Genomic DNA, 26,561 nt, shown 5'->3' with positions numbered 1-26,561 from the left:
GCGTCGTTGCGGGGGCCCGGCCGGGGCCGCCACGTTGCTCACGCGAGCGGCTCCGGGGCGCGGAGGATTTCCAGCACGAAGTCACGCTCCCGGTAGAGGCCGGCGTCGGCCCAGCGAAGCTGCCGGCGCGCTGCTGCGTGGACGGTGTCGCCGTCGAGCTCCCAGCCGTCGATCGGGTGCCGCCAGTGGCAGAGCGCCAGGGTGCCGCCGGGCAGCAGCGTGGCCTCGACCCGTTCGAACAGGGCCGCCAGTTCCTCCGGCGAGAGGTAGTAGCCCACCTCCGACACCACGATCAGGTCGAACGTGCCCTCCGGCCAGTCCTGCGGCACCGTCAGGTGGCGGGTCTGCGCGGCCGGCAGGTGCTCGAGCCGCCGCGCAGCGTGCGCCAGCGCCGCGCTGCTCGCGTCGACGGCCAGGAAGCTTCCGCAGCGTTCAGCGAGTTCCACGCTGAGGGTGCCGATCGAGCAGCCGATTTCCAGGCCGGCGGAGTAGCTCCGGCCGGGGAGCGCCGCGAGGGTCAGCGCGCGCTTGCGGTGTTCGTACCAGCTGGTGGTGTACTCCCAGGGGTCCTCGCTCCGGGCATGGACTTTGTCGAAGAGTCCCTCCGCGTCCGCCGCGGCGTACGCGGGCGGCAGCCCTGCGGGGGTTGCCGCCGTTCCGGCCGGGGGAACTGCCGCCGCGGTGGCGGGCCGCTGCCAGGCGAACGTCTCCCAGTGCCGGGAAAAATGCTGCAGGAAGGCCTGCGGGAGCAGCACTTCATCCCCCGGCTGGTCCGAGAGTGCCCGGACCTGCGAGGTGTGAGCCGCCATGGCCTGCGCCTTCGCCTGCTCCTCGGCCGGGGTCAGCGGGAGCCGCAGCCAGGATTCCCAGGCCGGGTCCGCGGGGCCGGCCCAGAGCCAGTACCAGACCGGGTACTCCAGCAGCCCGTGGCCGGAGGCGGCGGCCGCCTCCGCAGCCGCGGAGCCCAGTGCGTCGTGGTCGGTGTGGCCGTCGTTCCGGTAGGGCGCCACGAGGACGACGCGGTCCGCGGCCCGTCCGGTGGCAGCCGCGGCCTCGCGGATCGCGGCGAGGACCTGGTCCCGGTGGCCGGCGAGGTTCCCGTCCGGCAGCCCGAGGTACCGCCACTCGGCGTTCGGGACGAGCCGCCCGAGCGCGCCGGCGAACTCCCGCAGCCGCAGGCCGGCAAGCTGTTCCGGTGTGGTGCTGGGCGAGTCGGGGTGGGAGGCCTCCCCGGCCGTGCACAGCAGCACGCGCACCTCTGCGCCGAGCCCGTGCAGCCGGGCCATCAGGCCGCCGGCGCCGAGGGATTCGTCGTCGGGGTGGGCGGCCAGGACGATGAACGCCGTACCGGCCAGCTCCCCGGCGCCGAGCGGGAGTTCCGGCAGGGCGGCGACGCCGCTGCGCGCCCAGTCCTCTTCGTGCGTCCCGGCGTCGTTGTGCGTGAAGCTCACCATGGGTGGTCCCCTTTGAAGGTCAGGGCGCCGAGCTGGGCGTCGTCGCGCATGGCGTGATGCTGCCGGATGTAGAGCGAGAGGTCGGCCATGCGTTTGCCGTAGCGTGCGTCGAAGGCCAGCGGGGCGGGCCCGAGGTTTTGGCTCACCAGCGACTGGACGCGTTCGACGGCGGCGGCCACGCTGCCGCGGACGCGCAGCGCCTCGCTCCATGCGCCGGCGCCGGAGAGCTCCCCGGCGTCGATCCGGGCCGCGGTCCGGGCGAGGTACTGGGTGAGCCCGGTCAGCGTGCGGTCGATTTCGCCGAGGTGGGCGAGGGCGAGCTGGTCCGGTTCGCGGCCGCCGTCGGCCGCTTTTTTCAGGGACTCCGCATAGTTGCGGGCCACGGCGACGGCGCCGCCGAACCAGCAGGCGGCGACCCCCATGCCGCCCCAGGCGAAGCCGGGACGCTGGTAGTACCAGCCGGCCGGGCCGAGCGGTATGGCCGGCACGGCGTCGAAGTGCACGGTGCCGCTGGGGACCTCGCGCAGGCCCAGGCTGGTCCATTCCGGGTCCGCAAAGCTGACCCCGGCGGCGTGCAGGTCGACGGCGAAGGCGGCGCGGCCGCCGCCGTCGAGGTGCGCGGTCAGCACCGCGTGGTCGAGCTGCGCGGCGATGGAACACCACGGCTTGGAGCCATTCAGCACGACGGCGCCGTCGGCGTCCTGGGCTTCTAGCCTCAGCCCGGGGGCCTCGGCGGCGAAGACGCCCCAGGTGCCGTCGAAGGGGAGATCAACGGGGGCATCATCGAAATCCGCAGCACCGGCCTGGGCCAGGATCGCGGCGGCGTCGAGGTGGGGTTCCAGAATCCGTCCGGCGGCGACGTCGACGGCGGTGATCGAGGCGAGGATCTCCCACAGGAACGCGGTGCTGCCCGTGCCGGGTTTCGGGGCGGTCTCCCCCACGTCCTTGGCGAGTGCCAGCAGGGCCGGAACGTCCCCGACGCCCGCCGCGGCGGCGTCCAGCAGCGGTGAGATGTCGGCCAGTTCGTCAGGTGTGGAGCTGATCCGCACGGCCTTGGGAGAGCGGGCTTCCTGGGTCGCGTTCATTGCCTCGTCCGTGTCCTTTGCGATGTGCGCCTGGTGTTGTCCGTGCCTGCAGCTGCCGGCCGAAGCCGCCGGGTAAATCTAAGCATACTTAGCACTTCGCCGGCCTGCGTCGGCATCGCGCTACCGCGCTGCTCCCACAGCGCGCTACCGCGCTGCATCGACAGCGCGCTACCGCACGAGGGCGAGCGCGAAGCCGTCCCAGCCCTTCGATCCCACCGTCTGGATCACGGTGGCGTCCAGCCGCGGGTCCGCGCCCATCATCTCCAGCGCCGCGACGATCCCCGGGGCGTTGACGGGATCCAGGGCCGGTTCCAGCACCGCGCCCTCCCACACCACGTTGTCCATCACCACCGTGGTGCCGGGCCGGCCCAGCCTGATGGCCCAGTCCAGGTATTGCGGGTTGTGTTCCTTGTCCGCGTCGATGAACACAAAATCGAAAGGCCCGGCGCCCTCGCTTTCCAGCGCGGGCAGCGTATCCAGGGCCGCGCCCACCCGGATGTCCACGAGGTGGCCCAGCCCGGCCCGGTCGAGATTGGCGCGCGCCACCTCGGCGTGCCGGGGCAGGTATTCGCAGGTGACCAGCCGGCCGCCGTCGGGCAAGCCCTGTGCCATCCAAATGGTGCTGAACCCAGCCAGCGTGCCGATCTCCAGCACCCGGCGGGCGCCGGAGAGCTGGACCAGCAGCTTCAGGAGCTTGCCGGCGTTCGGGGCGACCTCGATGGGCGGCATCCCGGCGTCGAGGGCGGCGGCCACGGCGCGCCGCAGCGAAGTGTCGGGCCGGACCACAACGCCGGAGAGGTACTCCTCGACGGCGATCCAGCGGGATGTGGGCAGATGCTCGATCATGCGGCCCAGTCTTTCAGCTGCCCCCGCCGGAGGGTAGGGCCGTGGGCTCCCCGCCCAGGGCCAGCGCGGCTCCGGATTAGTCGCCCAGGGCCTGTTCCAGCCGGTCCAGTTTGCCGGTCAGTTCGCCCGTGCAGCCGGGGCGGATGTCGGCCTTGATCACCAGGGAGACGCGGCTGCCGTAGCGGCCCACGGCCTCCGTAGCCCGCTTCACGACGTCGAACACCTCATCCCATTCGCCCTCGATCGTGGTGAACATCGAGTCAGTGTGGTTCGGCAGCCCGGATTCCCGGACGATCCGCACCGCCTCGGCGACGGCATGGTGGACCGAGGCGTCGTCGGATTCGGAGCCGGCGGGGGCGCCGGCGGGACGGCCGGAGGGTGCGACAGAAAATGCAAGCAACATGGCTCCAGTCTGCCACGCGGGATCCGGGCAGCCCGGGTCCAAAATCGCGGGCCGACACGTCACAATTGGGCGTACCCGCCGGTAACAGGTTTCCTCCACCTCCGCGTTGCTACCCTGAGCAAATGAACCGGGCAGTAGACCGCAGGCCGCTCCGTGCGGATGCAGCGCGCAACGTCAACAAGATCATTGCCGCGGCCCGCCAGTGCTTTCGCGAGCACGGCCCCGAAGTTCCGCTTCAGACTATCGCCGTCACTGCCGGAGTAGGCCCCGCGACCCTGTTCCGGAACTTCGCCGACAAGGAAGAACTCGTGCTCGCCGCGCTGCACCAGCAGTTGAAGCTGCGGGTCAATCCGGTCATCGAGGAAGCGCTTGCCGGCAAGGACGCCGCCGAAGGCCTGTTCCGCGTGGTCGACGCCCTGATGGGGGTTGCCAGCGACGAAGCCAACCTGCTCGGCGCGGTGGCCGGCCGCCGCGGTGTGCTTACCGGCATCACCGGGGACCTGATCGAGTCGGTGGCCGTACTGCTGGGCCGCGGCCAGGGCCAGGGCACGCTGCGCAGCGACATCTCCATGACTGACATGATCCGGCTGCTGGCCATGCTGATCGGCGTGGTGGACACGATGGAGGCCGGTTCGGATGCCTGGCGTCGTCCGGCCGCCCTGCTCGAGGACGCCATCCGCGCAGAACGCCCCGATCGTCCGCTGCCACCGCAGTCGCTGCTGCCGGGGACCACGTACGGCACCGCATTCGGCGTCGGCTTCGGGTCGACTTACGGAACCACGTACCGTTGACCCCATGACGTGGGAAACCGTCGCCGGCGTGCTCGGCGGCCTATTGCTGATGTATGCCGTGCTACTGGCGCTGCTCTGGGGCTACGCGCGGCGCCACCCGGCGACGGTCACCATGAAGGATGCCCTGCGGCTGCTGCCGGACCTGCTCCGGCTGATCCGGCGGCTGGTGGCCGACCGCACGGTCGCTGTCGGCGTGCGCATCCGGCTGGCCCTGCTGCTGGCGTACCTGCTCTCGCCGATCGACCTGGTGCCCGACTTCCTGCCCGTGATCGGCTACGCGGACGACGTCGTCATCGTCGCCCTGGTGCTGCGCTCCGTGGTCGCCCGGGCCGGCGCGGAGGCCGTGGAACGGCACTGGCCCGGCACGCCGGAGGGCCTGCAGCTGATCCTGAAACTGGCCGGACTCGGCACCGCCCGGTGAGCTGACACACTTGTCTGCGGCACGCGGAATAGGGTCCCGGAAGCAGCCGTTGAAGCCTGCATGAAGGCGATAACGTACAGCGAATATGGAAATCCGGACGTCCTTGAGTTGGCCGAGCGTCCGATGCCAAAGGTCGGGCCGGGCATGGTTCTGGTCAAGGTCAAGGCGGCATCGGTAAATCCGGTCGACTGGAAGATCATGGCCGGCTACTTGGATGCAGTGATGGACCTGCAGTTCCCGGCAATTCCCGGCTGGGATGTGGCCGGCGTCGTGGAATCGGTCGGCATCGACGCGCCGCATTTCCAGCCCGGCGATGAAGTCATCGCCTATGGCCGCAAAGACTATGTCCACGGCGGGAGTTTCGCTGAATACATCGCCCTCCCGGAACGGCTCCTCGCCCGCAAGCCCGCCTCACTCGGGTGGAATGAGTCCGCCGGGCTTCCCCTGGCGGGACTGACGGCCTATCAGGTCCTCACGCGCCTCGGCCTCAAGGCCGGCGAGACCGTATTGATCCATGGCGGGGCCGGCGGCGTCGGGTCCCTCGGAATCCAGATCGCCGCGGCGCTGGGTGCACGTGTGATCGCGACGGCGTCAGAAAAGAACCACGAGTTCCTGCGCTCCCTCGGCGCCGAACCCGTCAGCTACGGTGAAGGACTCGCGGACCGGGTGCGGGCACTTCGCCCCGAAGGAGTCGAGGTCGTGGCGGACTTCGTCGGCGGGAACCTCGATGCCACCCTGGCGGTGCTGGCCGACGGCGGCCGGCACGCCTCCATCGCCGACAGCGAAGTTGAGCAGCACGGCGGCACCTGGATGTGGGTGAACCCGGTGGGCGCCGATCTGCAGGAGCTCTCCGAGCTGGTCGATGAGCGCAAGCTCCGGGTTGAGGTGGCGCAGACCTTCCCGCTGGCGCAGGCGGCAGATGCGTTCCGCCTCAACATGGAAGGGCACACCCGCGGCAAGATTGTCGTGACGGTCGACGGCGACGCCTGAGGCGGGGCGGCAGCCGGAGTCCGGCTGCCGCCGGCCCGCCGGGTCCTTGCAGCTGAACCTCTCAGTGCCCGCCTTGATCTTCGGCTGGCTTTTCCTTGGCCTCGTGCAGGTGGTGTGCCTCCTGCAAGTGCTGCTGCAGCTTCTCTTCGGCCTCACGACGGCGTCGGGCCATTTCGCGCAGTTCCCGGGTGGATTCTGCCCCGGGGGAAACGAAGTGCTCGTGCGGCCTGGGATGGTGTGCCTTGCCGGCGGCGTCCGCACCTGCGGCTTCCGGGTTCACCGCCTCTGGATCCTGCGGCCCGGGCGCGGCGGCATTCGGAACGTCTTTATCGGTCATCATCGAATGCTCCCATTGGGCGCCCGGCCCAACTAGGGGCTAAAGACCGTTGAGCGCCCGACGGCGGAGCGTCAGCTCCAGCCGAGCAACCGCAGCCCGGCCGCCGCGCCGGCGCCGGCTAGGACCACCACCAGGAACGGCGCCCGCAACCACAGGGCGATGGCGGCCGCGGCGAGGGCACCGAGCCGCGCGTCCAGCGCCAGGGACTGCCCGGACGCCACTGTGTTCACGACGGTCAGGGAGGCCAGCAACCCGATCGTCATGGTGCCGGCGATCCTGGACATCCGCGGATTGCGGAGCAGGCTGGCGGGCACAAGGTACCCCACCAGTTTCCAGGCGTACGCCAGCACGCAGGACAGCAGGAGCCAGAGCCAGAGCGTCATGAGGCATCCCCCGGGCTGTGGCCGGAACGGCGGGCAGCCTCATGCTCCTCGGCGTACGGGTCGACGTCGGGTTCGAGCCCCTCGTCGCTGCGGCCGTGACTGAACCAGCCGACCACCGCCGCCACGAACGCGGCGACCAGGATCGGCACCCCGGCCGGCACGAACGGCACGGCCAGGACGGTTGCCAGGGCGCAGACGACGGCGATCGCGACGGGTTCGCGGCCCTTGAGCCGCGGCCACAGCAGGCCGAGGAACGCCGCCACCGCGGCGCCGTCGAGCCCCCACTGCTTCGGGTCGCCCAGGGCGCTCCCGGCCAGCGCCCCCACAGCGGTGAACAGATTCCACAGCACGAAGATGCCCAGCCCCGCCGTCCAGAAACCCCGGCGTTGCTCCGCCGGGTCGGTCTGGCCGGTGCTCGTGGCGGTCGATTCGTCGATGGTCACGTGGGCGGCAGCGAACCGGCGCCAGCCCCGCGGCTGGAGCAGGGCGTTGAGCTGCATCCCGTAGATGCCGTTGCGCATGCCCAACAGGGTGGCGGCGCTCATCGCCGCGACGCCGGAACCGCCCCCGGCCACGACACCGATGAACGCGAACTGCGAGCCGCCGCTGAAGAGCAGCAGGCTCAGGGCCATGGTCTGCCAGAAATCGAGGCCGGACGTCACGGAGAGTGCCCCGAAGGACACCCCGTAGAGCCCGGTGGCGATGCTGATGGAGAGTCCCACCCGGAAGGCCGGGGATTGTGCCAGCTTCACCCGCGCCGCCGCTTCGGGACCGGCTTCGTCAGGCTCCACGCCCAGGCGATGAGCGGCGCCTGCAGCGGCAGCCGCAGGCTGTGGATACGGCGTTGCGCGGGCGTTCCCCCGGGTCCGAACGCCGTGCGGAGCGCGTCCAGGTGCCCGGCGAGGAAGGCGGTGAACATGCCGGTGACGCAGCCGGCAGCCACGCGTCGGGTGGGCGGGATCAGGAGTCCGACGGCGGCGCCCGCTTCCAGCAGCCCGCTCACCGCCACCCACTCTGCGCGGGACAGTACGGCGAGGGGCCCGTTCTGCCGGCCGCCGGAGTCATCACGGCAGAGGAAGTCCGGGACCACCGGGGCGAAGAAGTCCGGATCGCGGAAGTGTTTTGCCGCGCTGGCCAGCAGCAGCCCGCACAGGGCGGCCGCGGAAAGAGTCTGGGTTGCCCGGGGGGACCAGCGGAAAGGCATGCATCCATGCAACCACAGCGGCGGGGCGCCCGGTAACCGGGGCCGTAACCTGCGCCGGGGGCTTTGCGCGACCCGGGCGTGACCTGCGAAAACGGGACCTTCCGCAGGGGTCTGGAAGCGGTGCGCGGGAGTACCTTGTTGACTATGAGCAGTGTCGTGCAGATGAGCGGCGTCGTAAAGCGTTTCGGGGCCGTCACGGCCCTTAATGGCCTGGACTTCGAGGTGGCCGCCGGCGAAGTGCATGGCTTCCTGGGCCCCAACGGATCCGGCAAGTCCACCACCTTGCGGCTGCTGCTGGGCATGCTGCGGTCCAACGCAGGGTCCATCCGGGTGCTGGGACTTGATCCCTGGCGCGACGTCGCGACGCTGCACCGCCGGCTGGCGTACGTTCCCGGCGACGTGGCCCTGTGGCCCAACCTGACCGGCGGCGAGGTGATCGAACTTCTCGGCAAGCTGCAGGGCGGCCAGGACCGGGCACGGCGGGACCGGCTGCTGGAACTTTTCGAGCTGGATCCGACCAAGAAGGCCCGAACCTATTCCAAGGGCAACCGGCAGAAGGTGGCCCTGGTCGCCGCGCTGGCCACCGACGCCGAATTGTTCCTGCTGGACGAACCCACGAGCGGACTGGACCCGCTGATGGAAGACGCCTTCCGCGGCTGCGTCCGCGAACTCCGGGCACAGGGGCGCACCGTGCTGCTGAGCAGCCACATCCTCAGCGAGGCCGAGGCGCTCTCAGACCGGGTGAGCATCATCCGCGCCGGGCGGGTGGTGGAGACCGGCCCGCTTGAGCAGTTGCGCCACCTGACCCGGACTGCCGTCACCGCCGACGTCGCCGCCGTGCCGCCGGGGCTGGAACTGCTGCCCGGCGTGCACGACGTGGTGGTGGCCAACCACCGGGTCAGCGCCCAGGTGGATCCCGCCGGACTGGGCCCTTTCCTGCAGGCGCTGACCGCGGCCGGACTGCGGGCGCTGACCAGCCAGCCGCCAACGCTGGAAGACCTGTTCCTGCGGCACTATGGCTCCGGGAACGGCTCGTTTAACGCCGGCTCCGGGACCGGGGCGGGCCAGCGGGACACCGGGGCCGAAGCCGTGGGCTCCGCGGCAACGGGGCCCGCCGGGCCGGGATCCGGCAATGCCTGAGACGCTGGCCGGCACCGGAACGCTGGTCCGGCTGGGGCTGCGGCGGGACCGGTGGCTGCTGCCGGTGTGGGTGCTGGGATTCGCCGTCGTTGCCTACTCGACGGCGGTGGCCGGCGCGGACCTCTACCCAGACGTCCGCAGCCGGATCGAAGCCGCCAATGCCGTGAATGCCACCGCGTCGATGGTGGCGATGTTCGGGCGGATCTACGATCCCGCCTCCCTTGGGGCGCTCTCGCTGATCAAGTACACCGCGTTCATGACCGCCATCCTCGCGGTTCTCATGGTCATCCTGATCATCCGGCATACCCGGGCCGACGAGGAGGGCGGACGCCTCGAGCTGCTCGGCGGCGGCCGGCTGGGACGCGACGCCGCCCTGGCCGCCGCCCTCATTATCGGCCTAGGCGCCAGCCTGGCCGTGGGACTGCTGTCCGCCGCCGCCCTCGCCGCCGGCGGCCTGCCGGCTGCCGGGTCGCTGGCCTTCGGCCTAGGCTGGGCCGCAACCGGGATGGCCTTCAGCGCCGTGGCCGGCGTCGCCGCGCAACTGACCGCGAGCGCCCGCGCTGCCACCGGCTTGAGCGTTGGCGTCATCGCCGTCACCTACGGCCTGCGCGCCGTCGGAGACCTTGCCGAACCGGGGCCCTCGTTCCTATCCTGGCTCTCACCGATCGGCTGGAACCAGCAGATCCGGGCGTTCGCCGGGGACCGATGGTGGGTGCTGGCGCTGCCGGTCGCACTGTGTGTTCTCCTCATCCCGGCGGCCTTTGTGCTCCGGGCGCGCCGGGACCTGGGCGCGGGGCTCCGCGACGAACGTCCCGGCCCCGCAGTCGGCTCGCTCTCCGGGGTCTGGGCTTTGGCCGTGCGCCTGCAGCACAGGGTGTGGCTGGCCTGGGCCGCGGCGTTCGTCGTCTTCGGCGTCGTCATCGGCTCGCTGGTCAGCAATGTGGCGGAGATGCTCAGTTCCCCCAACGCGCAGGACCTGATCAAACTGATCGGCGGCGCATCCGCGCTGCGGGACGCCTTCCTGGCCGCGGAGATCAGCATCATGGGCCTGCTGGCCGCGGCTTACGGGGTGGCGGCGGTGAACCATCTGCGCAGCGAGGAGTCCGCCGGGCACACCGAAGCGCTGCTGGGGACGGCTACCACGCGCAGCCGCTGGGCAAGCAGCCACTTCGTTTTCGCACTGGCCGGAGTCGCGGTGCTGATGGTGCTAGCCGGGGTCTCGATCGGTGTCGGTGCCGCAGCCGCCGTCCAGGACAGCGGGCTGGTGGGCAGTGCCACGGTCGCCTCGCTCGCGCAGATTCCCGCAGCGTGGGTGCTGACCAGCGTGGCGCTGGCGGTGTTTGGCTGGGTGCCCCGGCTGGCCGGCGCGGTCTGGGGCGTGCTGCTAGCCTTCGTGGCGCTCGGAGAGTTCGGCGTGCTCTGGAACGCCCCGGGATGGCTCATGGATCTCTCGCCGTTCCGGCACTCCCCGCTGCTGCCGGTGGGCACCGACGCTGTGCCCGCGCTGGTGGCCCTGACCGCCGTCGCCGCCGGACTCGCCGTCTTGGGCTATCTCGGCTGGCGGCGTCGGGACCTGGCCGCGTAAGGGCACCACCATTGGCACCTGCTGGGCGGCGCACACAGATCCGCCGCCTGCTAGGCGAGGCTTGCGGCCAGCTCCTGGTAGGCGGGGTGGAGTTCCTGCCACCGGGCCCGAGCATCACAGGGTTCACGGCCGGAGAGGTAGGCGGCGAGGTCTTCGAGGTGAATCTGGTCTCCCGCCCCATAGGCGGCGATCTGCTCCAGGGGTAAGCCACGGTCTTCGATGACCAGGATGGTTTGGTCGCCGTCGGCGGTAAGCGTCACCTCGATCACGCCGTCCGGTTCGTCAGGGGATTCGGTCAGAAGCAGCAACCGCTGTGGAGGCTGGCACACTTGCACGCGACAGGTGCCTTCCCATCCGCTGGCAAAGTAGTGCGCGCGGTACTCACCGCCCTGGCGGAGATCGCCTTCCACCTCACCGAGCCAATGCGCGAGGCGGCTGGGGTCGGTGAGGGCTGACCAAAGGTCCTCCCTACCGACGTCGAACCGGTCTTCAAGTCGGACCATCCCTTTGCCGTCCGCCGTTCCCAAGGCGCCCAGGGTGCGCACGCTTCCGGAAGTGTCGGGGGTCATCGGGTGCTCCTTCGGTCGCGTTTGACGCGCGGTTTTCGTGGCTCCTCCGTTCCAAGGCCGTTACGGAACCGTCATGGCACGCCGCTCCACTCAATTGGCAGCCATAATGTCAGGCTGAATCCTCGCTGCCAAGGCAAGAACGGCAGTAAGTGTCCCCGGCCGTACCAACCTCGAAAAACCCGGTAGCCTCGTCCGCCATCGGGGAGCTTCCCGGCTAAGAGGCAGCGCCCGCCTGGCGGGCCCGGCGGCTCCAGCGCGACCCGCTGCCTTCTGCGGCGGCTGCGTCATCCGGGTTGATCAGGGAGCAGCGGCCCAGGGACAGGCACCCGCATCCGATGCAGCTCTCCAGCGAGCGTTCCAGTACTTGGAGTTCGCTGATCCGCCGTGCCACCAGGCCGGCCCAACGCTGGCTCATAGCAGTCCAGTCGGCCTGGGACGGCGCCTTGTCTAAGGGGAGTTCATCAAGGGCCGACTTGATCTGTTCGAGGGACAGGCCGACGCGCTGTCCGGCGGCTATGACGGCCAGTCGGCGCAGGGACATCCGCTTGTATCGGCGTTGGTTGCCAGTGGTGCGTTGGGAGTGCACGAGGCCGCGCTCCTCGTAATAGCGCAGCGTCGGCACGGTAATGCCGGCCCGGGAGGCGATCTCGCCAATGGACATCAGGGAATCAGGGCTGTGGGGCACCGGAGCAGTCTGCCAGGCCGGCGAACTTGACCTCAAGTCGACTTGAGGTTGTTGAGTGTTATCTGACAGATTCCCACTCGCTGGAAAGCAGGACCATGAGAAATCCCCGCAGGAACCGTTCCAACTCAGACACACCCGGCGAGGCCGCCCGATCCGAGCAACTACTGTTGCGGCACCGGCGGCCCTGGGAGAACCGGTCCTTCGATGCAGCCTTGACCACCATGTCGCAATTCCGGTGATCCGGCCCCGGCTCCTCAGAGCGGGGCGAGCAGCTGGGCGCGGACCTCGGCCGGCCGGTTGGTGGTGATCTCGTGGATGCCCAGTTCACGGCATAAGTCGACATCGTCCGCCGAGTCCACGGTCCAGACCCGGAAGCGGCGGCCCGAACCGAGCCAGCGCCGGACGGTGCGGGAGTGGCCGCGCACGTAGCCGATACCGGGCCCGGCCAGGCCCACCTCGCAGTCGTCCAGGATCCGCTCCCCCTCCGTCTGCGCAGCTTTCATGACGTTGGCGAGGGCGCCGCCGGTGATGGCCCCGAGGCCGAGTTCCTCGCGGATTTCCTCCACGTTCACGTCGTCCACGAGCTGGCAGATGGCCGCGGCGGGCACGCTCTGGAGCAGGTGCTTCACCGAGTCGGGGCTGAAGCTCATGAAGGAGACCCGGATGTTGTCCAGCATCGAGGTGGTCCGGTCCCAGCCCTCGGACTCGAGGACCGCCAGGACCCGGTCCTCGAGCTTGAGCTGGTAGGGGCTGGGGTGTTTGAGTTCGATCGCCAGCCCGATCTCGCGGCCGGCCAGGCGCAGGATGTCCAGCAGTTCGGGGAGCGTGAGGAACTGCTCGGACCGGGCGCCGTATTCCTCGGGGATCCGGGCGCCCTTCCAGGAGCAGAAGTCCAGCAGCCGCAATTCCGCCAGGGTGCGGTCCGCGACCGGGCCGGTGCCGTCCGAGGTGCGGTCCAGGTTGGCGTCGTGGAGCAGCACCGCGTGCTGGTCGCGGGTCAGGTGGATGTCGCATTCGACGCCGTCGGCGCCGTCGGCGATCGCCTGCAGATAGGCGGCACGGGTGTGCTCGGCGAAGGCTTCGCTGGCGCCACGGTGGGCGTAGACCAGCGGGCGGGCGGCGGCGGACTCCTCGGTAGTCATGCTGACACGTTAGCGGACGTCGGTTACGGATGCGCGGCTAGGCTGGGCACATGCAGGTGAACACTGAACGACCCTCCCGTCCCGCCGTCCCCCCGGCCGCCGTCGGACACCGGCTCTCCGCCGCGGACGCCGAAAAGGCCGCGGCGCTGCGGAAGATGAAGCTGCTGGCCGTGTCGCTGCTGATCGGCATGGCCGTCATTTTCGTGGTCGCCTTCGCCCTGCAGAAGCAGTACCCGTGGCTCGAGTACGTCCGGGCCGCGGCCGAGGGCGGCATGGTGGGCGCCCTCGCGGACTGGTTCGCGGTGACGGCCCTGTTCAAGTACCCGCTGGGTCTGAAGATCCCGCACACCGCGATCATCCCGCGGCGCAAGGACCAGATCGGGGCGTCGCTGGGCGAATTCGTGGAAACCAACTTCCTCTCCGAACAGGTGGTGAAGGAGAAACTGGCCAGCGTGGACATCGCGCGCAAGGTCGGCGGCTGGCTGTCCGGGCCCGGCGGCGCCGAGCGGGTGGCCAAGGAAGGTGCCGCCGTGATCCGCGGCGCCTTCACGGTGCTGAACGACGACGACGTCCAGGCCGTCATCGAGGGCATGGTCCGCCGGCACCTGCTGGCTCCGCCGTGGGGACCGCCGGTGGGCCGGCTCGCCCAGCGCGTGTTCGACGACGGCCACCACCACGCGCTCGTGGACCTGCTCGTGGACCGGACGGTGGACTGGGTGCGGGACAACCATGAGACGGTCAACCGGCTGGTCACGGACCGTTCCCCCACCTGGGTGCCGACGTTCGTGGACGGGCTCGTAGGCGACAAGGTCTACGTGGAGATCCTGAAATTCACCCGTGCCGTGCAGGCGGATCCGCAACACCAGGTCCGGCTCTCCATCGACAAATACCTCAAAGAGCTGGCCCAGGACCTGCAGCACGATCCGGTCATGATCGCCCGCGCCGAGGGCGTCAAGGCCCAGGTGCTGGGCGACCCGGAGGTCCGCGAACTCGCCTCCCGCACCTGGGGCACGGTCAAGGCCGCGCTGCTGGCCGCCGTCGACGATCCGCACAGCGAACTGACGGTGAAGTTCAAGGCCGCCGTGCACGACTTCGGCACCCGGCTGGTGGTCGACCCGGAACTGGCCGGCAAGGTGAACACGTGGATCGGCGACGCCGCGGGGTACCTGGTGAACAACTACCGTTCGGACATTGCCGGCGTCATCACCGATACCGTGGCCCGCTGGGACGCCGAGGAGACCTCGCAGAAGATCGAACTCCAGGTCGGCAAGGACCTGCAGTTCATCCGGATCAACGGCACCGTGGTGGGAGCCCTCGCCGGGCTCGCCATCTTCACCGCCGCACACCTCGTCTTCGGCTAATCCCCCGCGCGGACGAAGCGCGAACGGACACTTAGGGGCCCCTAAACGGGCACGACCCTGGCCTTGGCCCGGCCATGCATGGCGAAGACCGTGAACGCCAGCGCCGCGAGCGCCGTGACCACGAGCAGCATCAGCCCGATCGAGTAGCTCCGGGTCGCGGCGTCGTAGGTGGCTCCCATCACCAGCGGCGGGAAGTAGCCGCCCAGGCCGCCGGCGGCGCTGACCACCCCGCTGATGCTGCCGACCTTACCGGCCGGGGCGAGCACCCCGACCCAGGCGAAGACGCCGCCGGTGCCCAGCCCCAGGGCCGCCGCCATGGCGACGAACGTCAGGCCGGCGGGCACATCGCCGTCGGGCTGTAGATTCACTACCCAGGCCAGCACGGCGACGCCGGTGAGCGACACCATCACCACGGGCTTGGGTCCGAACCGGTCCGCGAGGACGCCGCCCACCGGCCGGGCCAGCACGGCGGCGAGGGCGAACCCGGCAGTGCGGGCACCGGCGGCGCTCGGATCGAAGCTGTAAATGTCGCGCAGGTAGGTGGGAAGGTACGTTGCGAAGGACACGAATCCGCCGAACACCACGGCGTAGAGGAAACACATCTTCCAGGTGACCGGCGTCTTGGCGGCGTCGAGCAGCTTGGGCAGCACCGGGGCGTCGTTGCGGTGCCAGGCCGGGGACTCCTTCATCAGGAACCAGACCAGGGACGCCATGACGGCCAGAACCCCGGCGATCAGCAGGTGCGTAGGGAAGTACCCGATCCAGGCGACCAGCCTGGGGTTCAGGAAGGCGGCCAGCGCGGTGCCTCCCATCCCGGCGCCGAACACCCCGGTGGCGAAACCGCGCCGGGACGGTTCGTACCAAGCGCTGACGAAGGGGATGCCGACGGCGAAGACCGTCCCAGCCACGCCAAGGAGCAGCCCGGCGCCCAGCACCAGCGCGAAGGAGCGGATGGTGCCCCCGACGGCCACCAGCAGGATCGGGACAATGGCCGCCAGCAGCACGAAACTGAAGAGGGCGCGGCCGCCGTACTTGTCCGTCAGGGCCCCGACGACGATCCTCCCCAGCGAGCCAACAAAGACGGGCATCGCGACGAGGATGCCCGTGGTGGCCGGGTTGAGCTGGAGGTTCTGGGTGTAGAAGGCCCCCAGGGTGGCCACCGAATTCCAGGCCCAGAAACCGGCCACCGAGGCCGCGGTGGCGAGCACCAGGTTGAGCGTCCGGCCGTCGGTGGCTGCGGACGGGGTCACTGCTCCGGCCATCGTGGTTTCCTTTCGATTCAGCGGGGCGGGGTCACCAAGAGCGCCGGCACCTCAGCGGTTGCGGGTGTCCCGGTCGCGGGTTCCGACGGCGGACCAGCCGCGGCGGGCGGCGGTGCCGGAGGACCGCGTGGCGGCCGCGCCGGCCCGGCTGCCGTCCCGGTCGCGGTCCCGGGAGCGGTACACGATGTAGGGGCGGAAGAGGTAGTGGAACGGCGCCGTGAAGGCGTGGACGAGGCGGGTGAACGGCCAGATCACGAACAGCGCCATGCCCACCAGGGTGTGCAGGTGGAAGGAGAACGGCGCCGCCGCCATCGCCGCGATGTCCGGCTGGAAGATGAACAGCGAGCGGAACCACGGAGCCACGGTCTCGCGGTAGTTATGCCCGTGCTCGCCCTCGAAGACGCTCGCCAGGGTGGTCCAGAGCCCGAACACGATCGCGCCGGTGAGCACGACGTACATGGTCTTATCGTTCTTCGTAGTGGCCATGAAGACCGGCCCGGTGGTGCGGCGCCGGTAGATCAGCAGGATGATTCCGCCCAGCGTCCCCACCCCGGCGATCCCGCCAACCAGCAGGGCGTTGAAATGGTAGAACTCCTGGCTCATGCCCACGGCCTGGGTCCACGCCATCGGAATGACCAGGCCGAAAAAGTGCCCCGCGATCACGGCGAGCAGGCCGAAGTGGAACAACGGCGAGGCAATCCGCAGCAGCCGGGATTCGTAGAGCTGGGAGGACCGTGTGGTCCAGCCGAACTGGTCGTATTTGTAGCGCCAGATGAGACCGCCCACCAGCACGACGACCATAACGTAGGGCAGTACGCCCCAGAGCACGATGTCCAGTGCGGAGATTTCGACGGCGGATCCTGGCTCGGCCTCTAATGCCAGCATGGTCAGGCCCCCTTCACGGGCAACAAGCGCGGATCATACGGGTCCAGGCCCACCGCCTCGGTGGGCGGACCGTAGCCGGCCATCCGCATCACGGCCTGCTCATCCGCCGGTGATTTCCCCGGCAGGGTGGCGCAGACGGCCTGCAGGATCCGGGCGTGTGGGAGGTCGTCCCGGAGCAGGCCGAAGCGCAGCATCTCCAGGCTGGCCCGGAACCGGCTCAACAGCTCCCGGCCGGCCGCGAGGTCCACCAGCGCGGCGTATTCCAGCACCATCGGGAGGTAGTCGGGCAGTTCACCGCGGGTGTCCACCAGGATGTCGCTTTGCCGGTAGGCCTTCTTGAAGTTCCCCAGCACTTCGCCGCGGCGCCGGGTATCGCCGTCGGTCCAGTAGGACAGGTGCAGGGCGTGGCGCTTGCCGAGGTCGAACTCGCGCACATAGTGGGCCTGCAGCTCCAGCGGCGGGGTGGAGTCCAGCCGGTCCAGCACCTCGGCGAAGTCCGCCCCGGCGCCGGGAAACTCGGCCAGCGCGGCCCGCATCATCGGCACCCTGCCGACCAGTTCCTCGTCCGGGTAGGACAGGCACCAGGCCGCGGCGAGGTAGAGGACCTGCTCGCGGCGGCTCACGGCCGGTCCCCCGGCTGGCTGCCTGGACCGGGGCCGGGGCCCCCACCGGCACCGGGGGGCGCCTTCTCCGGGAACAGTCCGGCCGGCGCCCCCGTGCCGTCCCAGTTCAGGAGGTTCACCCGTCCACGCAGCGTCGTTTCACCGGGCGCGGCGCCGGAGGTCTGCCGGTCCCGGAGGGCATTGAAGGTCTCCACCGCCACCGGGACGGGCCTGCCGCTGGCCTCGCCAAACGGCGAGGAGTCCTGCATGCCCGGTCCGCCCTCAAAGTCCAGCGAGCAGCCCATCTCCTCAAGGTCGTGCGCCTGCTCCACATGCGCCTTGGGGATCACGTAGCGCTCCTCGTACTTCGCGATCGCCATCAGCCGGTACATCTCGTACATGGTCTGGCTGTCCATCCCCACGGCTTCCGGGATGGAGTCGTCCGGGTCGTTGCCGAGGCTGATGCCTCGCATGAAGGAGCGCATCGCCGCGAGCTTCTTCAGCACTGCGGTGACCCGGTCCGCGTCCCCGGCGGTGAAGAGCTCCGCGAGGTATTCCACCGGGATGCGCAGCGCGTCGATGGCGCCGAACAGGTTGCCGGCGTCCTCGCCGTCGTGCCCTTGGTCCCGCAGCAGGTCCACCACGGGTGAGAGCGGCGGGACATACCAGACCATCGGCATGGTCCGGTATTCGGGGTGCAGCGGCAGAGCCACCTTATAGACCTTGGCGAGGGCGTAGACCGGCGAGCGCCGGGCCGCGTCGATCCAGTCCGCCGGGATGCCCTGGGCCCGTGCCTCGGCCTGGACGGCCGGGTCGTTGGGGTCCAGCAGCACGTCCATCTGGGCGTCGTAGAGCTCCTGCGGGTCCGTCACGGCGGCCGCCGCGGTGACGGCGTCGGCGTCGTACAGGAACAACCCCAGATACCGCAGCCGGCCCACGCAGGTCTCCGAGCACACCGTCGGGAGTCCCACCTCCACCCGCGGGTAGCAGAAGGTACACTTCTCGGCCTTGCCGGTCTTGTGGTTGAAGTAGATCTTCTTGTACGGGCAGCCGGTGACGCATTGCCGCCAGCCGCGGCACTTGTCCTGGTCCACCAGCACAATCCCGTCCTCCACCCGCTTGTAGATCGCGCCGGAGGGGCACGAGGCCATGCAGGACGGGTTCAGGCAGTGCTCGCAGATCCGCGGCAGGTAGAACATGAAGGTCTGCTCGTAGGCGAACTTGATCTTGTCCTCGGATTCGCGCCGGACCTTTTCCACGATCGGGTCCAGGTGCCCGTTCTCTGCGGAGCCGCCCAGGTCATCGTCCCAGTTCGCGGACCAGGTGATCTTGGTGTCCTCGCCGGTGATCAGGGACTTTGGCCGCGCCACCGGAAAGTCGTCGCCCAGCGGCGCGTCCACGAGGGTCTTGTAGTCGTAGGTCCACGGCTCGTAGTAGTCCTTGAGCTCGGGCTGGACCGGGCTGGCGAAGATCCCCAGGAGCTTCTTCACCCGGCCGCCGGCCTTGAGCACGAGCTTGCCGCGTTTGTTCAGCACCCAGCCGCCGTGCCACCTCTCCTGGTCCTCGTAGCGGCGCGGGTACCCCTGCCCGGGGCGGGTTTCGACATTGTTGAACCAGACGTATTCGGTGCCGGCACGGTTCGTCCACGCCTGCTTGCAGGTCACGGAGCAGGTGTGGCAGCCGATGCATTTGTCCAGGTTCATGACCATGCCCATTTGGGCCATGACACGCATCAGTACTGCACCTCCTGGGAACGACGGCGGACGGTGGCCACCATGTCGCGCTGGTTTCCGGTGGGGCCAAGGTAGTTGAACGCGTAGGCCAGCTGGGCGTGGCCGCCGATCAGGTGCGAGGGTTTGACCAGCAGCCGGGTCACCGAGTTGTGGATGCCGCCGCGCCGCCCGGTGGCCTCGGACTTCGGCACGTCGATGGTGCGTTCCTGGGCGTGGTGGACGTAGACGACGCCGGCCGGCATCCGGTGGCTGACGATCGCGCGGGCCACGAGGACGCCGTTGATGTTCACGCACTCCACCCAGTCGTTGTCCTTGACCTCGATGGCGTCCGCGTCGGCCGGGCTCATCCAGACCGTGGGTCCGCCGCGGGAGAGCGAGAGCATCAGCAGGTTGTCCTGGTATTCGGAGTGGATGGACCATTTCGAGTGCGGCGTCAGGTACCGGACCACCACCTCCATGGACCCGTCCCGGCCGAGTTTGGGTTCGCCGAAGAGCCGGTGCATGTCCAGCGGCGGCCGGTAGATCGGCAGGGCTTCACCGATGTCCAGCATCCAGTCGTGGTCCAGGAAGAAGTGCATCCGGCCGGTCAGGGTGTGCCAGGGCTTGAGCCGCTCCACGTTGATGGTGAACGGTGCGTAGCGCCGGCCGCCGGTCTCGGAGCCGGACCATTCCGGCGAGGTGATCACCGGGACCGGGCCGGCCTGGGTCTGCGCGAAGGTGATGAACTTTTCCTCGGAACCCTCGGACAGGTCCGCCAGTTTCCGGCCGGTGCGGACTTCCAGGTCCTTGAAGCCCTGGACGGACAGGGCGCCGTTGGTGGTGCCGGAGAAGGCCAGGATCGCCTCTGCCATCTTCGCGTCGGTGTCGATTGCCGGGCGGCCGTCCGCGGCGCCGCCGAGCATCACGCCGTTGGACCGGCTCAGCCGCTCCAACGGCCCTGCGAGTTTGTAGGTGACGTTCTTGACCGTGAAGCCCAGTTTGTCGGCCAGCGGCCCGACGGCGGCCAGCTTGTCCGCGATGGCGGTGTAGTCGCGCTCCACCACGGAGAAGATGGGCATGTTCTGCCCCGGCACCGCGGGGATGGACGCGTCCCGCCAGTCGCGGACGATCCCGCCGGGCTGGGCGAGCTGGCTGGGGGTGTCGTGCTGCAGCGGCACACTGACCAGGTCCCGGCGGACCCCCAGGTGCGTCTTGGCCTGCCGGGAAAACTCCTGGGCCAGCAGGTGGAAAGTGTCGAAGTCCGTCTTGGTCTCCCACGGCGGGTCGATCGCGGGGGTGAAGGCGTGCACGAAGGGGTGCATGTCGGTGGAGGACAGGTCGTGCTTCTCGTACCAGGTGGCGGCCGGGAACACGACGTCGGAGAGCAGCGTGGTGGAGGTCATCCGGAAGTCCGCGGAAACCAGCAGGTCCAGTTTTCCTTCCGGCGCCTGCTCGTGCCATTTCACGTCCCGCGGCTTGAGGCCTTCCGCGTGGTCCTTGCCGAGCACGTTGTTGTGGGTGCCCAGCAGGTTGCGCAGGAAGTACTCGTTGCCCTTGGCCGAGGAACCGAACAGGTTCGAGCGCCACAGCACGAGGGTCCGCGGCCAGTTCTCCGGGGCGTCCACGTCCTCGATCGCCGGGTTCAGGGTGCGGTTTTTCAGGGCGTCGGCGATGTAGCCCGGGGTGTCCTTCGCGGTGCCGGCGGCGACGGCGGCTTCCGCCTCGTCCGCGATCTCCAGCGGGTTGCGGTCGAACTGCGGGTAGAACGGCATCCAGCCGAGCCTCGCGGACTGGGCCATCGCGTCCGCGGTGTGCATGCCGTCCAGGGCCCCGGTGGACAGCGGGGATTTCAGCGCGTCGGCGGAGTAGCCGTCCTGCCGCCACTGGTCCGTGTGCATGTACCAGTAGCCGGTGCCGATCATGGTCCGCGGCGGCCGGGACCAGTCCAGGGCGTTCGCCAGCGAGACCCAGCCGGTGGCGGGGCGGGTCTTTTCCTGGCCCACGTAGTGCGCCCAGCCGCCGCCGTTGCGGCCCATGCAACCGGTCAGCATTACCAGGGCCAGCACGGCCCGGTAGGTGGTGTCGCCGTGGAACCACTGGCAGATGCCGGCGCCCATGATGATCATGGACCGCCCCTTGGACTGCTCCGCGTTGCGGGCGAATTCGCGCGCCACCCGGATGCAGGCCTGCGCGGGGACGGAGGTGATCTCCTCCTGCCAGGCCGGGGTGTAGGGCGTCCCGGCGTCGTCGTAGCCGGCCGCCCAGTCCCCCGGCAGACCCTCGCGGCCCACGCCGTACTGGGCCAGCATCAGGTCGAACACGGTGGTGACCAACTGGCCCTCCACCTCGAGGACGGGGACGCCGCGGCGGAGCACGCTGCCCTCGCCGCCGGCATCCTCGAAGCACGGCAACAGGATCTCGGCGTTTTCAGCGGAGACCTCCCGCAGCGACAGCGCCGGCTCGATGCCCTCAAGGTCCAGGTTCCATTTGCCCTCGCCGCTGCCGGAATAGCGGAACCCCATTGAGCCGTTGGGGACGGCGGGCAGGCCGGTCTTCTTGTCGAACAGCACGGTCCGGAACGCCGCGTCCTCAGCCAATGACTCGGCCGGGAGGTCCTTGGCGGTGAGGAACTTGGACGGGGTGAGGGAGCCGTCGTCGCGCCGTTCCAGCCGGACCAGGAACGGCAGGTCGGTGTACTGGCGTACGTAGTCGGTGAAGAACGGCACCTCGCGCTCGACGAAGAACTCCCTGAGCATGACGTGCCCCATCGCCATCGCCAGGGCGGCGTCGGTTCCGGCCTGCGCGGGCAGCCATTCGTCGGCGAACTTCGTGTTGTCCGCGTAATCCGGGCTTACCGTGACCACCTTGGTGCCGCGGTACCGCACCTCGGCCATCCAGTGCGCGTCCGGGGTCCGGGTCACGGGGACGTTGGAGCCCCACATCATCAGGTAGCGCGCGTCCCACCAGTCACCGGATTCCGGGACGTCGGTCTGGTCACCGAAAACCTGCGGGCTGGCCACCGGCAGGTCGGCGTACCAGTCGTAAAAGGACGTCATCACCCCGCCGATCAGCTGGATGAAACGGGTGCCGACGGCGTGCGAGACCATCGACATCGCGGGGATCGGGGAGAACCCGGCGCAGCGGTCCGGCCCGTAGTTCTTGATCGTGTTGACGTGCGCGGCGGCCGCGATCTCGATCGCTTCCTGCCAGGAGACGCGGACCAAGCCGCCCTTGCCGCGGGCCTGCTGGTAGCGGCGGCGCCGCTCCGGGTCCCCCACAACGTCGGCGAAGGCCAGCACCGGGTCGCCCAGCCGGGCCTTGGCCTCGCGGTACATCTCCACCAGCACACCCCGGGCGTAAGGGAAGCGAACCCGGGTGGGCGAGTAGGTGTACCAGGAGAAGGCAGCCCCGCGCGGGCAGCCGCGCGGTTCGTATTCGGGGCTGTCCGGGCCCACCGAGGGGTAGTCGGTCTGCTGGGATTCCCAGGTGATGATGCCGTCTTTGACGTACACCTTCCAGGAGCAGGAGCCGGTGCAGTTCACCCCGTGGGTGGAGCGGACCACCTTGTCGTGGCTCCAGCGGTCCCGGTAAAAGATGTCGCCTTTGCGGCCTCCCTCCCGGAACACCGCCCTGCCGTCCTCGGTCTGGTCCCATTTCGTGAAGAATCGGCCCAGCTTCAACATTGCATCCGAGGCGGGTCCGTCCAACCCCGCGGAGCCTCCGGCAGTCATGCCCCCAAAGCTATGGGCCGGGGTCCGGCCTCGATAGGGCCTTACGGCACTGGGCGGCCGCTGCGACCGGCACCCGGGCCCGGCATCTTCACCGCGGCGCAGCTGGTCTGCGTCCAACCCCGGCGCGAACGGACACTTGCGGCCCGCCTGCACGCCCAGACCGGGCCCGAAGTGTCCGTTCGCGCCCTGGAGAGGGCCCGCAAGTGTCCGTTCGCGCCCTGCTAGGCGAAGGACTCCAGTTCGACGCCGGCCTTCTCCAGCGCGGCGCGGACGGCGGCGGCTACCTGCACCGAGCCGGGGGTGTCGCCGTGCAGGCACAGCGAATGCGGTGTGAGCGTGACGACTGTGCCGTCGACCGCCAGGACTTCGCCCTTGAGGGCCAGCCGGAGCGCCCGCTCGACGATCTCGTCCGGGTCCTCAATCACCGATTCCTCCGCCAAGCGCGGCACCAGCGAGCCGTCCGGGAGGTAGGCACGGTCGGCGAAGGCCTCGTGGAACACCGGGTTGCCGGCCTCACGGGCAATCCTGAGCAAGGCCGAACCCTCCAGGCCCAGGATCGGAAGGCCTGGGTCGTAGGCCTGGATGGCGGCGACCACGGCGGAGGCCTGTTCGTCGTCGTGCATCGTGCGGTCGTAGAGGCCGCCGTGCACCTTGACGTAATCCACCGAGGCACCCACCGCATGGGCCACGCCGTCGAGCGCGCCGAGCTGGTAGAGAACCGCGCCGAACAAGTCGTCGAAGGTCATGTCCATGGCGCGGAGGCCGAAGCCGGCCAGGTCGGGGTAGCCCAGGTGGGCGCCGACCCTGACGTCGAGTTCGTAGGCCGCGCGGCAGGTGTCCAGCATGGTGACGGGGTCCCCGGCGTGCATACCGCAGGCCACGCTGGCGCTGGTGACGAGCGGGAACATCGCGGCGTCATCGCCCATGGTCCAGGAGCCGAAGGACTCCCCCAGGTCAGCGTTCAGATCCACGGGTTCCGCCTTCCAGGTCCGGGCCGGCTTCCGCGGTGCCGGCGCCGGGCTTCAGCTCGCCGGGGATGGTCACCGGCATCGGGCCGAAGGCCTCCTTGGCGTTTTCGACGACGGCGCGTCCCATCATCCGGTTGCCGACGCCGCCCACCACGGCGCCGACGCCGAAGGGCAGGGCGCGGCCCAGCAGCGCGGTGCCCTGGCGCTTGAGCAAGTTCCGGAGGAAGGCCCGCTGGATCCGCTCGCGCACCGAGCCGAAGCCGATCATCGGCGCCCTGCGTGCGAACAGCGTGCCCCAGGCCTGGGTTGGCCCCTTGCCCTGTCCGGCGGCGTGGCCGCTCAGCGAGCTCAGCAGTGCCGTGCCTTCTTCGCCGAGCATGATGGCCATGACCAGCGTGCTGGCCCTGTCCGGATCCACCATTCGCACCCCGTGCAGTTCCGCCAGCGAGGTGGCGAACAGCGCGGTGGCTTCCAGGAAACCGACGGTCGCGGCGGCGGAGAGACCCAGCGCGGCCACGGTGCCGACGCCGGGGATGACGGCCGCGCCGCCGACGAGGGCGCCGCCGCCGGTGACGGCGGTCAGGTAGTTGCGCTCAAGGATGGCGGCGAGCTGCGCCGCGGTGGCGTGCGGGTGCCTCCGCTGCAGCCGGCGCAGGTTCGCCAGGACCAGCGGCCGCTGGATTTCCACCGCGCGCAGGAGCATGTTGTGGACGCCGGGCTTGGGCTTGCCGTCGGCGTCGAACATCGCGCTGTGGGCGGTCTTTTGGGCAATTTTCATTGCCGGGTTGCTGCGCTTGGCCATCATCGCCTCTCCGTGAACCATAAGTGTGCTGAACATCGTCCAGCCTTAACACTAGGCCACGTGCCGCCCGGCCGCTCTTGCGCAGCTCCTGGGCCGGTGCCGCCGTCGGGCCGGGGCGCTAGAGCACCCAGGATTCGGCCAGGGCGATGAACGCCGAGGAGGACGGTCCCAGCGGACCGGGATAGACCGCCGGCGTGCCCGGCCACTCCACCCCGAATTCCGCGAGCCGCCCGGTGCTGCAGGGCAGATAAACGTTGCTCAGGGCAGCGGTGCCCTCGCCGAGCTGGAAGTTAGGGGCAGTGAACTGCCTCCGGTCCAGGACGCCGCTGATTGCCAGCTCAGCCTTGTGGCCGGTTGCGCGGAACCCGGCCGCCGGGTCCACCTCCACCGTGAACTCGTCATGGGTGTGCCCGATCCCGGTCAGCGGGAAGCGGGCCGCTTCCGGGAAATAGCGGGTAAGTTCGGTGGCCAGGGTTTCCGCGAGGGCCTCATTGGTGCCGTAGCTGCGCCAGCCCTGCAGGGTGGCAACCAGCAGGGCGCTCCCGGCACCCCAGCGTGACCAGTCGGCCTGCCAGAACGTGGCGAAGCAGCTGGCCGGCTCGCCCGAGACCTGGGCGCCCCGGGAGTCCGCCGGGTGCAGCGCCAGACCCGCGTTGATTCCCACGAATGCCAGGCTGCGCCGCGCCGCTGCGGTGGCCGTTTTCTCCATGTGAGGAGCCTAACGGGACGGCAACGGCTGCGGCCGGAAGGTCTTCACCTCCGGCCGCAGCCGTGTCCTGGCGGGGATTCCCGGCTGAAGCGGTCCCGCCTGGGGCGCGCCCGTTTAGCGCGGGGTACGGATCAGCTTCTTGTTCACGAATTCGTCCATGCCGAACCGGCCCAGCTCACGCCCGACGCCGGAGCGCTTGACGCCGCCAAAGGGCATGTCGGCCTGCGTCTGGGCCACGGAGTTGATGAACACCATGCCGGTGTCCAGCTGGTCGGCGACGTCCTGGGCCTTCGCGGGATCGGCGCTGAAGACCGATCCGCCCAGGCCGTAGGGTGAGCCGTTGGCCAGGTCGATCGCTTCCTCCACGCTGGCCACCTTGTAGATGACGGCAGCCGGGCCGAACAGCTCCTCGGAGAACGCGCGCATCTCCGGGGTGACGTCGGTGAGGACGGTGGGCTCGACGTAGGCGCCGGGTCCGTCCACCTTGTGGCCCCCGGTGCGCAGGGTGGCTCCCTTGTCCACGGCGTCCTGGATCTGTTCGACCAGGCCGTCCGCTGCACTCTGGGAGGACAGCGGACCGAACCGGGTGTCTTCCTGCTGGGGATCGCCGGGCTTGATCCGAGCCATCCGCTCGGTGAACTTCTCCACGAAGGGTTCGTAGAGGTCCTCAAGCACGATGAACCGCTTGGAAGCGGTGCAGGCCTGCCCGGCATTGCCCATCCGGCCGCCCACGGCGGCCTTGACCGTGGCGTCCAGGTCATCGGAGTCGAGCACGATGAAGGGGTCGCTGCCGCCGAGTTCCAGGACGTACTTCTTGAGGTTGCGCCCGGCCACCTCGGCCACGGCCGCACCGGCCCGCTCGCTGCCGGTCAGGGAGACGCCCTGGACGCGGGAGTCGGCGATGATCTCCGCCACCTGGTCGTTGTCCAGGAACAGGTTGGTGTAGGCGCCCTTCGGCAGGCCGGCGTCGTGGAAGATCTCTTCGATCGCAAGCGCCGACTGCGGGCAGCTGCCGGCATGCTTGAGCAGGATGGTGTTGCCCAGGACCAGGTTGGGCGCGGCGAAGCGGGCCACCTGGTAGTAGGGGTAGTTCCACGGCATGATGCCCAGCAGGGGGCCGATCGGGGTGGAGCGCACCAGTGCGTCGCCGCCGCCCTTGACCTCCAGCCGCTCGTCCTTGAGGAATTCCGGGCCCTCGGTGGCGTAGTAGTCGTAAATCGAGGCGACCAGCTTGACCTCGCCGCGGGCCTCGACCACGGGCTTGCCCATCTCCTTGGCGATCAGGCGCGCCAGTTCATCCTGGCGCTCCCGGTACAGCTCGGCGACCCGGGCGATGACCTTGGTGCGCTCCTCCACGGGCGCCTTGCGCCACTCGAGGAAAGCCTGCTGCGCGGCGGCGAGCGCCGTCTCGACCTCTTCCTTGGTTGCGAGCGGAAATTCCTTTTCCGTCTCTCCGGTCGCGGGGTTCACTGTCTTGTAGGCAGTCATTGGTCC

The 26,561-nt window shown here is 69.6% G+C and carries 25 protein-coding genes and 1 pseudogene; 6 read left to right on the top strand and 20 right to left on the bottom strand.

The features are described from left to right. Positions 1-38: 38 nt before the first annotated feature. The 4 genes from HNO80_RS09125 to HNO80_RS09110 form a co-directional block, all read right to left on the bottom strand. Positions 39-1,454, bottom strand: a complete 1,416-nt coding sequence (locus tag HNO80_RS09125) for a bifunctional PIG-L family deacetylase/class I SAM-dependent methyltransferase (RefSeq protein ID WP_175322532.1) — start codon at positions 1,452-1,454, stop codon at positions 39-41. Further along, the gene (locus HNO80_RS09120) at positions 1,448-2,539 is read right to left on the bottom strand and encodes an acyl-CoA dehydrogenase family protein (RefSeq protein WP_175322531.1); all 1,092 of its coding nucleotides are present in this window, start codon (positions 2,537-2,539) and stop codon (positions 1,448-1,450) included. The genes HNO80_RS09125 and HNO80_RS09120 overlap by 7 nt, the downstream gene beginning before the upstream one ends. Before the next feature lie 168 nt (positions 2,540-2,707). Beyond that, positions 2,708-3,385 carry an O-methyltransferase gene (locus HNO80_RS09115; protein ID WP_175322530.1) on the bottom strand — a complete coding sequence of 226 codons (678 nt, stop codon included), beginning with the start codon at positions 3,383-3,385 and terminating at the stop codon, positions 2,708-2,710. Between the two features lie 76 nt (positions 3,386-3,461). Further along, positions 3,462-3,788 carry a thiamine-binding protein gene (locus HNO80_RS09110; protein ID WP_175322529.1) on the bottom strand — a complete coding sequence of 109 codons (327 nt, stop codon included), beginning with the start codon at positions 3,786-3,788 and terminating at the stop codon, positions 3,462-3,464. 122 nt (positions 3,789-3,910) lie between these two features. Between HNO80_RS09110 and HNO80_RS09105 the strand changes: the two genes are divergently transcribed. The 3 genes and pseudogenes from HNO80_RS09105 (at position 3,911) to HNO80_RS09095 (ending at position 5,990) form a co-directional block, all read left to right on the top strand. After that, positions 3,911-4,579, top strand: a complete 669-nt coding sequence (locus tag HNO80_RS09105) for a TetR/AcrR family transcriptional regulator (RefSeq protein ID WP_175322528.1) — start codon at positions 3,911-3,913, stop codon at positions 4,577-4,579. A 223-nt stretch (positions 4,580-4,802) separates the two neighbouring features. Next, positions 4,803-4,884, top strand: a pseudogene (locus HNO80_RS18200) (YkvA family protein); the annotation flags it as partial. Between the two features lie 176 nt (positions 4,885-5,060). Beyond that, positions 5,061-5,990: an NADP-dependent oxidoreductase gene (locus HNO80_RS09095; RefSeq protein WP_175322526.1), complete on the top strand. Its 930-nt coding sequence runs from the start codon at positions 5,061-5,063 to the stop codon at positions 5,988-5,990. Positions 5,991-6,051: 61 nt separating this feature from the next. Here the strand turns inward: HNO80_RS09095 and HNO80_RS09090 are convergent, their stop codons facing one another. From HNO80_RS09090 to HNO80_RS09075, 4 genes are all read right to left on the bottom strand, one after another. Continuing rightward, positions 6,052-6,330, bottom strand: coding sequence for a hypothetical protein (locus HNO80_RS09090; RefSeq protein WP_217500761.1), 279 nt, complete (start codon positions 6,328-6,330; stop codon positions 6,052-6,054). A gap of 68 nt (positions 6,331-6,398) precedes the next feature. Then, positions 6,399-6,710, bottom strand: coding sequence for an AzlD domain-containing protein (locus HNO80_RS09085; protein ID WP_175322525.1), 312 nt, complete (start codon positions 6,708-6,710; stop codon positions 6,399-6,401). Continuing rightward, entirely contained in the window at positions 6,707-7,507 is an 801-nt protein-coding gene (locus HNO80_RS09080) for an AzlC family ABC transporter permease (RefSeq protein WP_217500757.1), read from the bottom strand. Before HNO80_RS09080 ends, HNO80_RS09085 begins: the two co-directional genes overlap by 4 nt. Then, complete coding sequence (locus tag HNO80_RS09075; protein WP_175322524.1) at positions 7,459-7,914, bottom strand: DoxX family protein; 456 nt, start codon at positions 7,912-7,914, stop codon at positions 7,459-7,461. The genes HNO80_RS09080 and HNO80_RS09075 overlap by 49 nt, the downstream gene beginning before the upstream one ends. A gap of 144 nt (positions 7,915-8,058) precedes the next feature. On the opposite strand from HNO80_RS09075, the gene HNO80_RS09070 reads away from it, so the two are divergent. Both HNO80_RS09070 and HNO80_RS09065 read left to right on the top strand, forming a co-directional pair. Continuing rightward, positions 8,059-9,054, top strand: a complete 996-nt coding sequence (locus HNO80_RS09070; RefSeq protein WP_217500742.1) for an ABC transporter ATP-binding protein — start codon at positions 8,059-8,061, stop codon at positions 9,052-9,054. Then, complete coding sequence (locus HNO80_RS09065; RefSeq protein WP_175322523.1) at positions 9,047-10,639, top strand: ABC transporter permease; 1,593 nt, start codon at positions 9,047-9,049, stop codon at positions 10,637-10,639. The genes HNO80_RS09070 and HNO80_RS09065 overlap by 8 nt, the downstream gene beginning before the upstream one ends. Before the next feature lie 50 nt (positions 10,640-10,689). On the opposite strand, the gene HNO80_RS09060 is transcribed toward HNO80_RS09065, so the two are convergent. The 3 genes from HNO80_RS09060 to HNO80_RS09050 all read right to left on the bottom strand — a co-directional run bounded on the left by HNO80_RS09060 (position 10,690) and on the right by HNO80_RS09050 (position 13,035). Beyond that, positions 10,690-11,208 (bottom strand): SRPBCC domain-containing protein, encoded by a 519-nt coding sequence (locus HNO80_RS09060; protein WP_175322522.1) that lies wholly within the window; start codon positions 11,206-11,208, stop codon positions 10,690-10,692. A 214-nt stretch (positions 11,209-11,422) separates the two neighbouring features. Beyond that, positions 11,423-11,893 (bottom strand): redox-sensitive transcriptional activator SoxR, encoded by a 471-nt coding sequence (gene soxR / locus HNO80_RS09055; RefSeq protein WP_349627290.1) that lies wholly within the window; start codon positions 11,891-11,893, stop codon positions 11,423-11,425. 254 nt (positions 11,894-12,147) lie between these two features. Continuing rightward, positions 12,148-13,035 carry a glycerophosphodiester phosphodiesterase gene (locus HNO80_RS09050; RefSeq protein WP_175322521.1) on the bottom strand — a complete coding sequence of 296 codons (888 nt, stop codon included), beginning with the start codon at positions 13,033-13,035 and terminating at the stop codon, positions 12,148-12,150. Between the two features lie 50 nt (positions 13,036-13,085). On the opposite strand from HNO80_RS09050, the gene HNO80_RS09045 reads away from it, so the two are divergent. After that, positions 13,086-14,396: a DUF445 domain-containing protein gene (locus HNO80_RS09045; RefSeq protein ID WP_175322520.1), complete on the top strand. Its 1,311-nt coding sequence runs from the start codon at positions 13,086-13,088 to the stop codon at positions 14,394-14,396. A gap of 41 nt (positions 14,397-14,437) precedes the next feature. Here HNO80_RS09045 and HNO80_RS09040 read toward each other — a convergent pair whose 3' ends face one another. From HNO80_RS09040 to HNO80_RS09000, 9 genes are all read right to left on the bottom strand, one after another. Next, complete coding sequence (locus HNO80_RS09040) at positions 14,438-15,658, bottom strand: MFS transporter (protein WP_175322519.1); 1,221 nt, start codon at positions 15,656-15,658, stop codon at positions 14,438-14,440. A 51-nt stretch (positions 15,659-15,709) separates the two neighbouring features. After that, complete coding sequence (gene narI, locus HNO80_RS09035) at positions 15,710-16,543, bottom strand: respiratory nitrate reductase subunit gamma (RefSeq protein WP_175322518.1); 834 nt, start codon at positions 16,541-16,543, stop codon at positions 15,710-15,712. A gap of 2 nt (positions 16,544-16,545) precedes the next feature. Continuing rightward, positions 16,546-17,166: a nitrate reductase molybdenum cofactor assembly chaperone gene (narJ, locus tag HNO80_RS09030; RefSeq protein WP_175322517.1), complete on the bottom strand. Its 621-nt coding sequence runs from the start codon at positions 17,164-17,166 to the stop codon at positions 16,546-16,548. Continuing rightward, positions 17,163-18,878 (bottom strand): nitrate reductase subunit beta, encoded by a 1,716-nt coding sequence (gene narH / locus HNO80_RS09025; RefSeq protein WP_175322516.1) that lies wholly within the window; start codon positions 18,876-18,878, stop codon positions 17,163-17,165. The genes narJ and narH overlap by 4 nt, the downstream gene beginning before the upstream one ends. After that, positions 18,878-22,588 carry a nitrate reductase subunit alpha gene (locus HNO80_RS09020; protein WP_175322515.1) on the bottom strand — a complete coding sequence of 1,237 codons (3,711 nt, stop codon included), beginning with the start codon at positions 22,586-22,588 and terminating at the stop codon, positions 18,878-18,880. The genes narH and HNO80_RS09020 overlap by 1 nt, the downstream gene beginning before the upstream one ends. A gap of 221 nt (positions 22,589-22,809) precedes the next feature. Beyond that, a complete protein-coding gene (locus tag HNO80_RS09015) occupies positions 22,810-23,559 on the bottom strand; it encodes a LamB/YcsF family protein (protein ID WP_175322514.1) in 750 nt (249 codons plus the stop codon). Beyond that, positions 23,543-24,358, bottom strand: a complete 816-nt coding sequence (locus HNO80_RS09010; protein WP_175322567.1) for a hypothetical protein — start codon at positions 24,356-24,358, stop codon at positions 23,543-23,545. The genes HNO80_RS09015 and HNO80_RS09010 overlap by 17 nt, the downstream gene beginning before the upstream one ends. A gap of 118 nt (positions 24,359-24,476) precedes the next feature. Then, positions 24,477-25,067 carry a hypothetical protein gene (locus HNO80_RS09005; RefSeq protein ID WP_175322513.1) on the bottom strand — a complete coding sequence of 197 codons (591 nt, stop codon included), beginning with the start codon at positions 25,065-25,067 and terminating at the stop codon, positions 24,477-24,479. Between the two features lie 114 nt (positions 25,068-25,181). Next, positions 25,182-26,555 (bottom strand): NAD-dependent succinate-semialdehyde dehydrogenase, encoded by a 1,374-nt coding sequence (locus HNO80_RS09000; protein WP_175322512.1) that lies wholly within the window; start codon positions 26,553-26,555, stop codon positions 25,182-25,184. Between the last annotated feature and the right edge of the window lie 6 nt (positions 26,556-26,561).

This window comes from Arthrobacter sp. C9C5 (assembly GCF_013359735.1).
GTDB lineage: Bacteria > Actinomycetota > Actinomycetes > Actinomycetales > Micrococcaceae > Arthrobacter.
Note: the sequence above shows the minus strand (reverse complement) of the source record. Positions and strands in the feature narration are given on the sequence as shown.